This window comes from Streptomyces sp. APSN-46.1, from assembly GCF_022815725.1.
In the GTDB taxonomy this organism is placed as follows: Bacteria; Actinomycetota; Actinomycetes; order Streptomycetales; family Streptomycetaceae; genus Streptomyces.
On the sequence record NZ_JALGRF010000004.1, the window covers coordinates 385,462 to 400,202 of the forward strand.

Genomic DNA, 14,741 nt, shown 5'->3' on the forward strand with positions numbered 1-14,741 from the left:
TGGACTCTGACCACCGGGTGAAGCTCGTTCAAGCTCGTGGAGAGCCCCCCGTCCGTCCTTCGGCGGCTTTGAGCCCCCGGACACACTGCCGGGGGGCTCATTGAGGATCGACGGCGCACAACGGCCCCGGCACATTCACCCGCCGGGGCCGCCCTTTCAGGACGCCGCACGTGAGAGTGCGCCGACCCATTCATCATGTTATCCCCATGGCGCTTTTCCGGCATAACTGGCTTTTGTGGCGGTCGTGGCGCGCCCGTGGCGACACGGCGCCCAAGTGGGGCCAACTGGCCCTGGGGCATGACAGTCTGCTCGCCTGCGCAGGGTTCTCGGAGCGGAGGTGTGCGGCCCCGTGGGTGTCGACGTCAATCCCACCGTCAGCAGGCGCCGACTGGGGTCGGAGCTGCGCCGCCTCCGGGAGGCCAGTGGCATGACGACGCAGCAGGTGGCGGCGCGCCTGCTGATCTCCCAGCCCAAGATCAGTCTCATGGAGAACGGCCGCCGCCTCATCAAGCCGCGCGACGTGCGCGATCTCTGCGGGCTGTACGGAGTCCGGGACCAGCGCCTCGTGGACGATCTGATGCGGCTCGCCCGGGAATCAGGCCGGCAGGGCTGGTGGAACGCCTACGGCGACATTCCGTACGGCGCTTACATCGGCCTGGAGGCTGCGGCCGCGACGATCCGCTCCTACGAGCCCCTGGTGATCCCGGGCCTGCTGCAGACCCCCGCGTATGCCCGAGCGGTCATTGCAGGAACGATCCCTCACGCCACTGCCGCGCAGGCTGCCACACGCCTCCAGGTGCGGCTGCGCCGCCAGGACCGGCTCGCCGCCGCGGGCAACCCGCTGCGCTTGTGGGTCGTGCTGGACGAATCGGCGCTGTGGCGTGTCGTCGGCAGCCGCGAGGTCATGTGCGAGCAGTGGGAGCACCTGACCCGGATCAGCGACTCTCAGCCGCACGTCACCGTGCAGGTTCTCCCTCATGAGGTGGGGGCGCATCCCGGTGTCTCGGGGCAGTTCTCGCTGCTCGAATTCGCCGACACCACCGATGGGGGCGTGGTGTACCTGGAGAGGTTCACCAGCGATCTCTACCTGGAGAAACGATCCGACGTTCGGCTTTACAGCGACATGTATGCGCACTTACAGGCCCAGGCGCTGAGCCCGGACCGTACCCGGCAATTCATTACCGAAGGCATCAAGGCGGACACCGGCGCGGAATGCCGTTCCCCTACCCGTCCGGCCAGGAGATGACGGACCGTCCGCTCCCACGTGGCTCGCGCACGGGCCCGGAAGCGACTGAGCGCCCCGTCCGGCCGAAACCGGAAGGGGCGCTCAGTGCCAGGCCAGAGGCATCGCCTCGACCTGTGAGCAGTAGGCCATGTCGGACTCGAACCGACAACCAACGGATTAAAAGTCCGCTGCTCTGCCAATTGAGCTAATGGCCCTCGGTGCTCACCCCAGAGCATAGCCGGAGAGGGGCGTATGACCGATCGGGTATCGACCGGAGTGGCTGCGGCGGTTTCCCGCCATCGCGGGCCGGCGTGGGGAGTTCAGCGCGCCCGGCGGGATCCGGCCGGGCGCCGGCTGCTTCCGAGCGCTCGCCGCAGGTGCCTTCCGTAGGCCTTCGTAGCTCCTCCTCAGCCGCGTTTCAGGGCTCTGACCTGCTGTTATGTGTCCTCATGAGGTCGTGCGGGGGTTAATTGGCGCAGGCCGTCCCACAGATGGCGTAGAGTTGTGTTTACCGACGCGGGGTGGAGCAGCTCGGTAGCTCGCTGGGCTCATAACCCAGAGGTCGTAGGTTCAAATCCTGCCCCCGCTACTCAGTACGAAGGCCCGGTTCCCTCAGGGGAGCCGGGCCTTCGTCATGTCATGCGTACGTACGCACCCTCGCGCGCCGTCCCTGTCCCCATCTCTGTCCCCATCGCTTCGCCGTCGCCGACGCTCCGTCACCCGGTCGGCCCGGGCCGGGTCGCCGTACGGCCGCCCTTGCGGCCAGCCTTGAGGGGCGAGGCGGCAGCGGCCCCCGTGCGAGGGACCGGGCAGGAGAACAGCGTGGTGGGGCTGGGGCGGTGGCAGCGGTGGCAGCGGCAGGGCGGCGGCGAGCGCGTGGGCGGTGTGGGCCGGGGGGTGGTGCGGGTGATGCCCGTCGTCCTGATCGTGCTCGGGTTCTCCTTCGACATGCTGACCCCGCCCAGTTACACCGGTTCCCCCTTCTTCTCCGCGGCCCCGCTGATCGCCGCCCCGGTGTTCCCGCTGCTGGCGACCGCCCTGACCGGCGCCCTGGCCTCGCTCGCGGTGGTCGTGCTGCACCTCTTCAACAGCACCTTCTGGAAGGCGGAGGCCCTGACCGAGCTGGCCACCGTCCTGACGGTCTCCGGACTCGCGATCCTGATCAACCGGGTCGTGCGGCGCAGCGGCGAGCGGCTCGCCTCGGCGCGCGGCATCGCCGAGGCCGCCCAGCGCGCGGTGCTGCCGAAGCCCGCCGAGCGGATCGGGGGCCTGCACGTCTCCGCCCGGTACGAGGCCGCCCAGGCGGACGCGTTCATCGGCGGGGACCTGTACGCCGTCCAGGACACCCCGTACGGGGTGCGGCTGGCGGTGGGCGACGTCCGGGGCAAGGGGTTGGGCGCGGTGGAGGCCGTCGCGGTGGTCCTCGGGGCCTTCCGGGAGGCGGCGGAGACCGAGCCGACCCTGGAAGGCGTCGCGCACCGGCTGGAGCGGGCCCTGGCCCGGGAGGGCACCCGGCGCGACAGCCTGGACGCGGTCGAGGGGTTCACGACGTGCGTGCTCGGGGAAGTCCCGGCGGAGGGCGGGGTGCTCCGGCTGGTGAACCGGGGCCACCCCGAGCCGCTGCTGCTGTCCGCGGACGGGAGCCTGGCGGTGCTCGCCCCGGCGGACCCGGCGCTGCCGCTCGGTATGGGCGACCTGGCGGCCTGGCCGGACCGGGCCGAGGAGTGGCCCTTCCCGGAGGGCTCCACCCTGCTGCTGTACACCGACGGGCTGACCGAGGCCCGGGACCCGGCCGGGGAGTTCTACGATCCGGCGGCCCGGCTGGGCGGCAGCGTCTTCCCGGGGCCGGACGCGTTGCTCAGCGCGCTCAGCGGCGATGTGCGCCGGCACACCGGCGGCGGGACGATGGACGACATGGCGCTGCTCGCGGTGGGCCGACCGGGGCGGCGGCAGCCGGAGCGGCGGCAGCCGGGGCGGCGGCGGACCGTGCCGGTGGTGCGGGGCGAGGAGATGCGACGCGGAGGGGCGTGACGGGGAGAGGCGTGACACGGAGACGCGTGACGCCAGGAGGCGCGTGACGCGAGGAGGCGCGTGACGCCTGTGGCTGGAGTGATGTGGGATTCGGCCGATCTTTGCCCGAGTTGACCCCGCAATGCGGCAAAAGTCCTGGCCATAGCTACGCGTTGAGTGGCTGGATTATGTGAATGTTCCAGCGCAACAGCTTGGAATCACTCCCCCACGTCTATTACCTTTCGATAACGCAGCGCGGGGGTCCCAGCCGTCGCAAGAGACGGCGCCGTGCGCGTGCGTGTCAATGAGGAGTGTGCCCCGGTGGCCTCCAACTTGCCTGCCTTTGAAGGCTTTGAAGGCATGGACGTCCAGGAACAGCCCACTGCGGGCGCCTGGGGCGAGTGGAACCCCACCGAGGACTCGGTCCGTGCGGTCAGGGGCAAGCACCGGGTCGCCAAGCAGCGCGGGGGACTTGTCCGCAGCTCCACCGTGCTCGGCGTCGGCGTCATCGCGGCGGTCGGCGCGGGCGGTATCGCCACGGCGCAGGACCGCCCCCAAGTCGCGATATCCATCCCCTCGTTGCCCGACCTGACCGTGGACGCCTTCGGCGGCGCGGACGCCGAGGCGGCCTCGCGCCCGGCCGTGCCCGCCGGGAAGACCGGGGTCGTCGCGCAGCAGGCGCAGGCGGGCGCCGACGCCGGCGAGGTGCTGCGCAACCGGATCCTCCTGCAGGCCGAGTCCCAGCAGGACGCGGCGGCCGCCCAGGACCGCGCGGAGGCCGAGCGCGCCGCGAAGGAAGCCGCCGCCCAGGAGGCCAAGGAGAAGGCGGAAGCCGCCCGGCTGGCGATCGAGAAGGCCGCGGACGAAGCCCGCGTGGCCGCCGAGAAGGCGGCCGCCGAGGCGAAGGCCAAGGCGGACGCGGACGCCGCGGCGGAGCAGGCGCGCGAGGCGAAGGCCTCCGGCGGATACGCCCTGCCCACCTCCGCCTACACCCTCACCTCGCACTACGGAGACTCCGGCTCCATGTGGTCCTCCGGCTATCACACCGGCCTCGACTTCGCCGCCCCGACCGGGACCCCGGTCAAGGCCGTGGCCGGCGGGAAGATCATCTCGGCGGGCTGGTCCGGCGCCTACGGATACCGGATCGTGCTCCAGCTCGATGACGGCACGGAGATCTGGTACTGCCACCTGTCCTCGATGTCGGTGACCTCCGGCTCGGTCGGCACCGGCGAGACCATCGGCCGGGTCGGCGCCACCGGCAATGTCACCGGGGCCCACCTTCACCTGGAAGTACGCAAGGGCGGTTCGACGATGGACCCGCTGGCGTGGCTGACCTCCAAGGGGCTGAACGTCTAAGGCGTTCCTTCCGATCAGGTCCTTTCCGGCTTACGCCGACTCACCCCGGCTTACGCCGGCGCCGCCGGCAAGACGTGATCCGCGAGAGTCGGCCGGGGGGCCGGTACGCGGGCAGGCGCGCCGGCGGGGACCGATGCCGGGGCGGGCGCCGGCGCGGGTGCGTGTGCCGGGGTGGTCGCCACGGCTACGGCCCTGGCCGCTGCCGACGCGGGGCCGGTCGGCCGGACCGCGTAGCCGACGGCCGGCGGCGGAAACAGCTCCTCCAGGACCGCCGCCCGGACCAGCGCGGGTCCCGCCGTCGCCCGGCGCAGCCACAGCCCGTGCAGCAACTCCCGCTCCCGGCGGGCGAAATCGGGCTCCCACGCCGGACCGCCCCGGCGGGCCCGCCGACGCAGCAGCGCGAGCGCGGCCGCGTCCGCCGCGTACCGGGACACCGCCCGGCCGGCCGCCCGGCCTCCGGTGCTCCGGGCCAGGGCGCAGGCCAGCGACCGGGCGGGCATGGACGCCAGCGCCGGCACCTCGGCCGCGCCGAGCCAGCCCGCGGAGGCGTAGACCGCCAGCTCGGCAGCGACCGCCCGCAGCCGACGGCGCCGTATCCGCACGGCGAGCCCCAGCAGCACCCCGAACGCCGGGACCATCACGCAGCCGTAGACCACGTAGAACCCGTACTCCCCGAAGCGCGAGGAACTGTTCCACAGCGCGTGCACGCCCATGGCCAGCCCCAGGCCCAGCAGCGGCAGCCCCACCCGGCGCGCGCGGCCGGCGCCGAGCGCGGCCGCACCGAAGCCGAGCCCGGTGAGCACCGTGAACAGCGGGTGCGCGAACGGCGACACCATGACCCGTACGAAGAAGGTCGCGGCCGTCATCGAGTCCAGCACGCCGGTGCCGCTGGCCAGGTCCTCGCCGAAGGCATTGCCGAGGTAGAGGATGTTCTCGGTGAAGGCGAAGCCGGTGGCGGTGAACCCGGCCACCACCAGACCGTCGGTGGGGCCGGTGAACTGCCGTCTTCGGAACACGAACACGACCAGCAGGGCCGCCGCTTTGGCGAGCTCCTCGACCACCGGGGCGACCGCCACCGAACCGAGCCGGTCCGCGGAGGAGGCGTCGGCGGTGGCATTGGCTATCCACTGGGTGGCGAAGCTGTTGGCCAGTATGGCGATCAACGCGGCGGTGCAGGCGCCCCATCCGAAGCAGAACAGCAGCTGAGCCCGGGGCCGGGGAGCGGCCCGGCCCACCCACAGGAACGCCGCCAGGAGCGGCGGTACGGGCAGCACGGCCAGGCCGAGACCGACGAAGAACCCGGGAGTGCCGGTCTGCTCCCGCACGAGATCGAGGATCGCCAGCCCCGACAGGGTCAGGACGGCGAGCAGGGCGACGAGCACGCACGTACGGACCGCGCCCGACGGGCGTGCGAGCACGGAAGACGGCGCTCGGAACACATGATGACTCTAGCGAGCGGGTCTGACACGGGGAGTGACGTACGGCTCCCCGTCAGTCCTCCGCGTCAGTTCTCGGTGTTCGCCGCGCGGCGGAAGAGCAAGTCGTGTACGACGTGGCCCTTGTCGAGGCCCTGGCCCTCGAACCGGGTGAGCGGCCGGAACTCGGGGCGGGGCGCGTAGCCGCCGTCGGGCTGGGTGTTCTCGAAGTCGGGGTGCGCGGTGAGGACTTCGAGCATCTGCTCGGCGTACGGCTCCCAGTCGGTCGCGCAGTGCAGCACGGCCCCGGGTGCCAGGCGGGTAGCGGCCAGGGTGAGGAACTCGGGCTGGATCAGCCGCCGCTTGTGGTGGCGGGCCTTGGGCCACGGGTCCGGGAAGTACACGCGCAGCCCGGCGAGCGAGTCCGGCGGCAGCATCTCGCGGAGCAGGATGATCGCGTCGCCGTTCGCGACGCGGATGTTGGTGAGCCCGTTGCGCTCGGCGAGCGCGAGCAGGTTGCCCTGGCCGGGGGTGTGCACGTCGACGGCGAGGATCCCGGTCCCGGGGTCGTCGGCGGCCATCTGGGCGGTGGCCTCGCCCATGCCGAAGCCGATCTCCAGGACGACGGGAAGCCCGTCGAACATCTCCTTGAGGTCGAGGACCCGATGCCCGTCGATGTCCAGCCCCCAGGTACCCCAGAGCCGCTTCAGGGCCTCGCCCTGGCCGGTGGTCACGCGGCTGCGGCGCGGCTGGAAGCTGCGGATGCGGCGCTCGTGGTGCGAGCCGGCCGGATCGGGCGCGGGACCGTCGGGGAACCGGGGCTCGGTCCGCCACTTCGGGGGGACGTAGGAGTTCGCCGCCGGGACGCTGGGCTGGGGGTTCAAGGACTCAGACACAATGCCCAGATTCTACGACCCCACCCCCCGACCCTCCCCTCGCCGCCATCCCCCGTCCCCCGCCCTGCCGCAGTCCGGCAGCGGGCCGGCGCTGGCCAGGGCCCTGCGGCCCCGTGGACGCGGGCCAGGTGCCGTGGCGGGGCCACGGGGCGCCGGCCGGGCATGCCGGAACCCGCCCTGCCGCAGGCCAGTGCCCCCGCAGCGCGGGGCTGCGGCGTCGTGGCGGGGCTGCGGAGGCGACGGCCCGGGGCCACGCTGGAACCGGCCCGCCCGCCGCCTCGCCGCAGGTCAGGGCCCTGCGGCCCCGTGGACGCGGGCCAGGGGGGGTGCCAGCCCCGGGGGCGCGGGGCCGGGGCGGCGGGCCGGGCATGCGGGGCCGCCCGGGACCCGTTACCCCCCGGCCAGGGGTCAGGCGCGGAGGATCGAGAGGGCGCGGGTTGCGATCTCGCGGCCGATTGGGAGCGACGCCGTCGCCGCCGGTGAGGGCGCGTTCAGGACGTGGACCGTGCGCGGCGCGTCCCGGATCAGGAAGTCGTCCACCAAGGTCCCGTCCCGCAGCACGGCCTGCGCCCGGACCCCGGCCGCCGTCGGGACCAGGTCCGCCGAGGTCACGGCGGGCAGCAGCCTGCGTACCGCCTCCGTGAAGGCCGGCTTCGACAGCGAGCGGCGGATCTCCCCCGCCCCGTACCGCCAGTGCCGCGCGGCCATCCGCCAGGATCCCGGCCAGGCCAGCCCGTCCGCGACGTCCCGCGGGCGGACGACGCCCCAGCCGTACCCCTCCCGCGCCAGCGCCGGCACCGCGTTCGGGCCGACATGGACACCGCCGCCGATCCCCCGGGTCAGATGGACCCCGAGGAAGGGGAACGCCGGATCCGGGACCGGGTAGACCAGCCCCCGGACCAGCGAGGGCCGCGCCAGGTCGTAGTACTCGCCCCGGAAGGGGATGATCCGCATCCCGGGATCGTCACCGGCCAGCCGCGCGACCCGGTCGCACTGCAGGCCCGCGCAGTTGACCAGGACCCGCGAGCGCACCACGACCCCGGCCGTGGTGCGGACCGCGACCCGGTCCGCGCGCCGCGAGATCAGATCCACCGCCCCGCCGTAGACGATCTCCGCGCCCGAGGACTCCGCCAGCTGCGCCGCCACCGCCCCGTAGTCCACGATCCCCGTCGAGCCCACATGGATCGCCGCCAGGCCCCGCACCTCCGGCTCGTACTCCGCGATCTGCGCCGGGCCCAGCTCGCGCACCGGAATGCCGTTCTCCCGCCCCCGCTGGACCAGCGCGTGCAGCCTCGGCAGCTCGGCCCGCTCCGTGGCGACGATCAGCTTGCCCGTCACCTCGTGCGCGATCCCGTGCTCCGCGCAGAACTTGACCATCTCGGCGGCGCCGCGCACCGCGAACCGCGCCTTCAGCGACCCCGGGCGGTAGTAGATCCCGCTGTGGATCACCCCGCTGTTGCGGCCCGTCTGATGCCGGGCGGGCCCGGGCTCCTTCTCCAGGACGACCACCCGCGTCCCCGGGGCGAGGCGCGACAGCGCATGCGCCGTCGACAGACCGACGATCCCGCCGCCGATCACCAGCACATCGCAGTCCACACCGCGCACGCCGCCCACGCTGCCACCTCCCACCCCTGCATACTGCACCCCGCCACTGACAAAGGGGTGACGCGGGGCTATGCGGGCGCCACGAGCAGCGGCCGCGCCCGCTCGCGCAACTCCGCGACGCGCGGCTCGTCCCCGTACGGTTCCAGCCGGTGCAGCAGGTCCCGTACGTACTCGTTCGTCCGCGCCGACGAGATCCGCCCCGCGACCTCCACCGCCCGGGTGCCGGCCGCGCACGCCGCGTCGAGATTGCCCGACTCCAGTTCGGCGACCGCGCTCACCACCAGCCGCAGCCCGTGCGAGCGCGCGTACTCCTCCGTCGGCCGGGACAGCGCCTGCTCGGTGAACCGCCGTACCTGCCGCGGCAGTTTCAGGTCCCGGTAGCATTCCGCCGCATCCGCCGCGAACCGGTCGTACGAGTAGAAACCCAGCCAGGTCGGATCCGCGTCGCCCTCCCGCGCCCGCTCCAGCCAGCCCTCCGCCGCCCGCAGCGCCGCCTCGGCGGCCCCCGAATCGCCGGCCTTCGCGTGCGCCCGGGCCTCCACCAGCCGGAAGAAGCTCATGGTGCGGGCCGTCGCCAGGCCCCGGTTGCGCTCCACGGCCGCCTGCGCCAGGTCCACGCCCTCGTCCGGGAAGTCCCGGTACGTCGCCTGGAGCGACATGGAGGCCAGCACGTACCCGCCCAGCGGTACGTCCGCGGCCGCGCGGGCCAGCCGCAGCGCCTGGATGTAGTAGCGCTGCGCCGCCTCCTGCTGACCGGTGTCGAAGGCCATCCACCCCGCGAGCCGGGTCAGTTCGGCGGTCGCCCCGAACAGCGCCCGGCCCACTTCGTCGGAGTAGGAACCCAGCAGCAGCGGCGCCGCGTCCACCCGCAGGCACTCCGGAACCATCGACGAACGCCAGTCCCCGCCGCCGTACTTGGAGTCCCAGCGGCGCGCGTCCTCGGCTGCCTCGCGCAGCTTCGTCACATCGCTGTGGCCGACGCGCTGCGGAGTCACGTCGCTCGGCGCGGGGGCCGCCGGCGCCGCGGCCGGTACGAGTGCCTGCTCGCGCGCCGCGTGCGGAGTTACGAGTGCCTGTTCGCGCGGCGCGTGCGGAGTTTCGGGGCCCGGCCGCGCGGGCACAACGGTGGACGGCGGCCCTGCCCCATGGCCCGCCCCCGGGCCCTCCGGCGGGGTTCCGGGTACCGAGGACGACCGTGCGGGGCCCGGTTCGCGTGCCACCGAGCTGTCGGCGGGCGATATCAGCCAGCGCGAAGCGGGCGTCGCGTAGGCGGACACGGCGAAGGAGCCCGCCAGTGACTGCCAGATCCCGCCACCGCCGCGCCGGCCCGCGAGGTCGAGGCGGTACAGATCGGTGGCCGAGCGCACGGCCGCGCCCACATCGCGCGGGAAGGCCAGACCCACCTCGGGCGCGGGATCCGCGTCCGCCAGGCCGATCTCGTGCAGCGGCACCGGCCGCCCCAGCTTCGCCCCGATCGCGGCGGCGATCAGATGCGGGGCGGCGCCCTGCGGCACCATCCCCTTCGACACCCACCGGGCCACCGACGTCTTGTCGTACCGAAGCGTCAGACCGCGCTGTGCGCCGAGGTCGTTGACCCGCCGGGCCAGCCCCGCGTTGCTGATGCCCGCGAGGGCGAGGACGGCGCCGAGCTTCTCATTGGGCTCGCGGAGCTCCCTGGACATGCGCCACCCCTCGTCACACGCGGAACGCAGACGCCGCCGGGGCATAGGCGCCCGGCATTTCGTAAACCCAGCGTAGTTCCCCGCCTCCCAAGCGTTAAGGGCTCCAGTTCCGTATGGCGGGATTGTTGTCCGTATGCACAGTCGGGGCGGGGCCCGTGCCCGGGGCGCACGTGTCAGCGCGTGCTCCGGCCGTGTGGCCGTGCGCCCGGCCGTGCGCTCTGGCCGCTCCGCGGGCCCGGCGATTCGATGTGCGGTGCGTGGGTCGGCCCGCCGCGTTGATCGGCGGGTCGGGGGATGCCGCTGCCTCAATCCCCGCGGGTGGCGGAACGGTCCGGGGGGCGAATTCCGCCTCCCGGACCGCGCCCGCGCAGCCGTGTTCACGCGCCGTCAGGTCGTAGCGTCAGGTGCGTGGGGGACGGCTCAAGAATGGCTGAAACCGACCTATGGGGCGGTGGGAACGGAACGCCAAATACCGCGTGGCGGGGGCGTGTTCGTTTGCGTGTGCGCCCCCTTAACCCCTCCCGCACGCCCGTCTCGTGGCAGCATGGACCCGGAGCCACCCGGGGTCCAGCCGGCCGCGCCCTCAGCGCTGACCATGCCGTTCGTGCCCCGGTCATTTGCCCACAGGCTGGGGAGGCGGCGGTGCGCTGGTTGGTCGGGTGGAGCAGTATCGCCGCGAGCTTCGGCACGGCGGGACGGGTCTCCGGCCAGAGGTCCGGCCAGAGGTCCAGCCAGGGTCCCGGCCAGTACGGATACGGCGATGCCGACGGCCCTGGATACGGCAGCCCCGGATACGGCAGGCCCGGGCAGAACGGCCCTGGGCAGGACGGCCCTGGGCAGGACGGCCCTGGGCAGGACGGCCCTGGGCAGGACGGCCCCGGACGTGGCGGGCCCGGATACGGGGGGCCCGGACGTGGCGGCCCTGGATACGGCGGCCCCCTGCGCGGCGGCCTCGCGGACGCCGACCACCCGGACGACCTCTCCCCGGACGCCGAACGCACCGTCCACCCCGTCGGCTCCCAGCTCCTCTGGGGCGACCCCGACCCCCTCTGGGCGGTCGGCGACTGGCGCCCCGACGAGATCCGCACCGTCACCGCCGACCCCGCCGATCCCTTCACCCGCCTCGCCGTCCTCGGCTGCTGCGGCGCCACCGACGCCGAGCTGCGCCGCGCCCTGTACGCCGCCCGCGGTGGGGCCCTGCGCCACCTCACCGAGTGGTCCGGCAGCTACACCGCCGTCGTCCAGGCCGGCCGCCGCATCACCGTCCTGGGCGACCTCGCGGGCGCCCGGCCCGTCTTCTACACACCCTGGGCGGGCGGGACCGCGTACGCCACCGCCGCGCTCCCCCTCGCCGACCTCATCGAGGCACAGCTCGACATCGGCCACCTCGCCGCCCTGCTGGCGTGCCCCGACAGTCCGGAGGCACTGGGCGACGGCACACCGTACGTAGGAGTCCGCCGCATCCCGCCCGGGCACACGCTGATCCTGCGCGAGGGCTCCCGGGAGATCGCCGGGTACGAGCCGGTGGCCTCGCTCGCGGTGGCCGCGCCCGAAGCCGACCCGGACCGCGCGGTGGAGGGCGTACGCGAAGCATTGGTGGACGCGGTGCGCGCCCGGCTCACGGCACCCCGGCATGCTCCCGACACGCTGGTACCCGATCCCGGCCCGGTGCCCGGAATGGGCCCGGCCGACCGGCGCGCGGCCCGGGGCGCCCCGGCCCCCGCGCCGGGGGTGGGCGCCGACCTCTCCGGAGGCAGCGCCTCCGCGACGCTCGCGCTCCTCGCCGCCGGGCTGCCGGGGGCGCCGGGCACGGTCCTGAAGCAGTCCGGGGAGCGGCTCCTCGCCGTCACCTTCAACGACCTCACCACCCCGCAGGGCCGCGAGGACGAACTCGAACGCGCCCACGCCATCGCCTCCAACCCCCGCCTCCACCACGTCGTCGTGGCCGCCGCCGAGGAAGCCCTCCCGTACGCCGAACTCGACGGGCCGCTGACCGACGAACCGGGACCGTCGCTCGTCTTCGCGGCCCGCGAGCGGCGCCGACTCGCCGCCGGCTCGGCCGATCACTTCGTCGGCCACGGGGCCCGGCAGGTCCTGGACGCCCACCCGGCCCGGATGGCCGACCTCCTGATGGACCGCCGCAGACGCCACCTGCTGCGCCCGGTCGCGGCCCTGGCCCGCGCCACGCCCGGGGACTCCCTGCTGGTCCCGTTCTCCGTCTATTCGGCGGCCCGCCGGCTGGCCCGTACGCCGTACCGCGCGGGCCTGGAGGCGGCGGCGGCCAGGCTGCGCGAGGGCTGCGTGGCGGGCGGCGTCTCCACTCCGGTCGATGCCTCCCTCGCCGCCCTGACCTGGTCCCGGCCCGGGCCGGCGGCGGCCTGGCTGACCGGCGAAGCCCTCGCGGAAGTATCGATCCGCCTCGCGGCCGCCGCCGGACGCCCCCCGTTCTCCCTGCGGCCGGGGGAGGCGCGCGCCCGGGCCGTCCTGACCCGCCACGCCGCCGACCACCGGGTCTTCGAACAGGCCGTGGAGGTCCGGAGCCAGCGCCTCCACGCGCCGTTCCTGGACAACCAGGTGCTACGGGCGGCCCGCGCGCTCCCCGAGTCCCTGCGCGTCCAGCCCGGGGCGCGGGCCGCGATCCTGCGCGGCGTCCTGTCCTCCGCCGGCGTCCGCGACCTCCCGCCGGGCTGGGGCGCCACGGCCCACGCCCCGAACGAGACGGCGACCCGGCTGGGTCTGCGCGCCGCCCTGACCTCCCTGCTGGACCTGTTCACGGCCCCGCTCCTGGCGGACGCGGGCCTGATCGAGGCTCGCGTCGTCCAACAGGCCCTGCTCGACGCGGCGGACGGCCGCCCGGTTCCGCTGGACGGGCTGGCCGAGCTCGTCTCGATGGAGCTGTGGCTCGGCCGCCTGCTGGCCCGCCGCGGCACCTGCTGGACGGGCACCTCCACCCCCCGCCGCCGCGCGGTCCCCACCGGCATCCCCCTCCGCCGCCCGGCCCTGTCCTAATCCCGGCCACCAAAGCCCGTCCCCCCAGCCACCTCCCCCAGACTCCGTCCGGGGCCCCACGGAGGGTGCCCCCTGGCCCGCGCCGTCCGGCACCGCACCTCGCTGCCGCGTTGTCGGAGTGCCGCTACGAGCTGCCCTCTGGCCCGCGCCGTCCGGCATCACATTTGCCGCGTTGTCGGAGTGCCGCTGGCCCGCGCCGCCTGGCACCACACCTCGCCGCGTTGTCGGAGCGCCCAAGTGCGTCCAGTGCGAGGGCACCCCTCCGCCTTGCGATGCACGGCACCGGACGACGCGAGCCTTACCGGCGCTACTTCGACGACGGGACCCAAGCCCGGCGAGGCGCCCCGGCCGACCCTGCCCCGGCCGACCCTGCCCCGGCCGACCCTGCCCCGGCCGAGCCCGACCCGGCCGACCCTGCCCCGGCCGACCCTGCCCCGGCCGAGCCCGACCCGGCCGAGCCCGACACCGCCCGGCCGACACCGCCCGGCCGAGCCCGACACCGCGCAGCCGACCGCGCCCGCGCAGCCCTCACCGTCCGCACGGCCCGTGCCCACCGTGCCTGCCGCGCCGCCCGCGTTCGCCATGGCGCCCGCGCTGCCCGCGTCCGCCGCGCCGTCCATGCCTGTCGCGCAGCCGACCGCGCCCGGTCGGCCGCCTGGCTGTGCCGACCTGCTTGGCACTCCCGTCTGGGGCACCCCCGTCTCGGGCACCCCGCCTGGGGCGCCCGCGCCCGCGCCTGGGTCCGGGGCCCCGGGTCCGGCCGAGTCCTGCCTGTTCGGCCGCAGCCCCGCCGCCCCCTGGGGCCGGCCCGGGGTGCCGACCCAGCCGGGCCCCCGTCCGCCCCGCGCTGGCCCCGCTGCCTGGGCCGCTGCCGGGGGCGCCGGCCCAGCCGGGCCTTCCGCCTGGCCGGGCCGGGATGCATGGCCCCGCCTGGCCACCCTTTCCGCTCGGTCGGCCCGGACCGACCCGCCTGGCCTCGCCGACCGCTCGCTGGTGCCCGCTTGGCACCCGCCTCGCCCGGGTCGGCCGCTCGGCCCCCGCCCCCGGAGCGCTGACCGAGCCGGGCCCCCGTCCGCCCCGCGCTGGCCCCGCCCCCCTGGGGCGCAGGCCCAGCCGACCCCCGTCGGCCCCGCTGCCTGCGGCGCCGACCCGGAGCGCGGGCCTAGCTGGGACCCCGCGTCGGCCCCGCTGCCCTGGGCCGTCTCCGGGCGCCGCCCTTGCCGGACCCCGTCCGCCCCCGCTGACTGCGGCACCGACCCGACGCCCCGCCGGGCCCCCTTCGCCCGCGCTGGCCCCGCCTCCCTGGAGCGCTGGCCCAGCCGGGTCCGTCGGCCTCGCGCTGGCCCCGTTGCCTGCGGCTGCGACCCGGACCGCGGGCCGCCTAGCCGGGACCCCGCGTCGGCCCCGCTGCCCTGCGCCGTCTGCGCGCGCCGCCCTAGCTGGACCACCGTCCGCCCTCGCGGCCTGCGCCCCCCGGGGTGCCGACCCAGCCGGGACCCTGTCCGCCCCGCGCTGGCCCCGCTGCCCGGGGCGCCGGCCTGGC

General features: G+C 74.9%; 8 protein-coding genes and 2 tRNA genes. 5 read left to right on the forward strand and 5 right to left on the reverse strand.

Going from position 1 to position 14,741, the window contains the following annotated elements; all coding sequences use genetic code 11:
• The first annotated feature begins 349 nt into the window (after nt 1-349).
• On the forward strand, nt 350-1,246 hold the full coding sequence (locus MTF65_RS16210; protein WP_243629386.1) for a helix-turn-helix transcriptional regulator: 897 nt from the start codon (nt 350-352) through the stop codon (nt 1,244-1,246).
• 121 nt (nt 1,247-1,367) lie between these two features.
• On the opposite strand, the gene MTF65_RS16215 is transcribed toward MTF65_RS16210, so the two are convergent.
• A tRNA-Lys gene (locus MTF65_RS16215) sits at nt 1,368-1,440 on the reverse strand.
• Nucleotides 1,441-1,740: 300 nt separating this feature from the next.
• Between MTF65_RS16215 and MTF65_RS16220 the strand changes: the two genes are divergently transcribed.
• The 3 genes from MTF65_RS16220 (at nt 1,741) to MTF65_RS16230 (ending at nt 4,591) form a co-directional block, all read left to right on the forward strand.
• A tRNA-Met gene (locus MTF65_RS16220) sits at nt 1,741-1,814 on the forward strand.
• A 233-nt stretch (nt 1,815-2,047) separates the two neighbouring features.
• Nucleotides 2,048-3,256 carry a PP2C family protein-serine/threonine phosphatase gene (locus MTF65_RS16225; protein WP_243629387.1) on the forward strand — a complete coding sequence of 403 codons (1,209 nt, stop codon included), beginning with the start codon at nt 2,048-2,050 and terminating at the stop codon, nt 3,254-3,256.
• A 300-nt stretch (nt 3,257-3,556) separates the two neighbouring features.
• Complete coding sequence (locus MTF65_RS16230; protein WP_374207239.1) at nt 3,557-4,591, forward strand: M23 family metallopeptidase; 1,035 nt, start codon at nt 3,557-3,559, stop codon at nt 4,589-4,591.
• A 50-nt stretch (nt 4,592-4,641) separates the two neighbouring features.
• On the opposite strand, the gene MTF65_RS16235 is transcribed toward MTF65_RS16230, so the two are convergent.
• The 4 genes from MTF65_RS16235 to MTF65_RS16250 all read right to left on the reverse strand — a co-directional run bounded on the left by MTF65_RS16235 (nt 4,642) and on the right by MTF65_RS16250 (nt 10,189).
• Nucleotides 4,642-6,009: a PrsW family intramembrane metalloprotease gene (locus MTF65_RS16235; RefSeq protein WP_243629389.1), complete on the reverse strand. Its 1,368-nt coding sequence runs from the start codon at nt 6,007-6,009 to the stop codon at nt 4,642-4,644.
• A gap of 86 nt (nt 6,010-6,095) precedes the next feature.
• Entirely contained in the window at nt 6,096-6,902 is an 807-nt protein-coding gene (trmB, locus tag MTF65_RS16240) for a tRNA (guanosine(46)-N7)-methyltransferase TrmB (RefSeq protein ID WP_374207240.1), read from the reverse strand.
• Nucleotides 6,903-7,310: 408 nt separating this feature from the next.
• Nucleotides 7,311-8,546, reverse strand: coding sequence for an L-2-hydroxyglutarate oxidase (gene lhgO / locus MTF65_RS16245; protein ID WP_243629390.1), 1,236 nt, complete (start codon nt 8,544-8,546; stop codon nt 7,311-7,313).
• 29 nt (nt 8,547-8,575) lie between these two features.
• The gene (locus tag MTF65_RS16250) at nt 8,576-10,189 is read right to left on the reverse strand and encodes a sporulation protein (RefSeq protein WP_243629391.1); all 1,614 of its coding nucleotides are present in this window, start codon (nt 10,187-10,189) and stop codon (nt 8,576-8,578) included.
• 642 nt (nt 10,190-10,831) lie between these two features.
• Between MTF65_RS16250 and MTF65_RS16255 the strand changes: the two genes are divergently transcribed.
• Nucleotides 10,832-13,198, forward strand: coding sequence for an asparagine synthase-related protein (locus MTF65_RS16255; protein WP_243629392.1), 2,367 nt, complete (start codon nt 10,832-10,834; stop codon nt 13,196-13,198).
• Nucleotides 13,199-14,741 lie beyond the last annotated feature (1,543 nt).

Bases quoted from the DNA above. Each gene is read 5' to 3' on its own strand.
- MTF65_RS16250 (WP_243629391.1), bottom strand. From the start codon at position 10,189: ATGTCCAGGGAGCTCCGCGAGCCCAATGAGAAGCTCGGCGCCGTCCTC.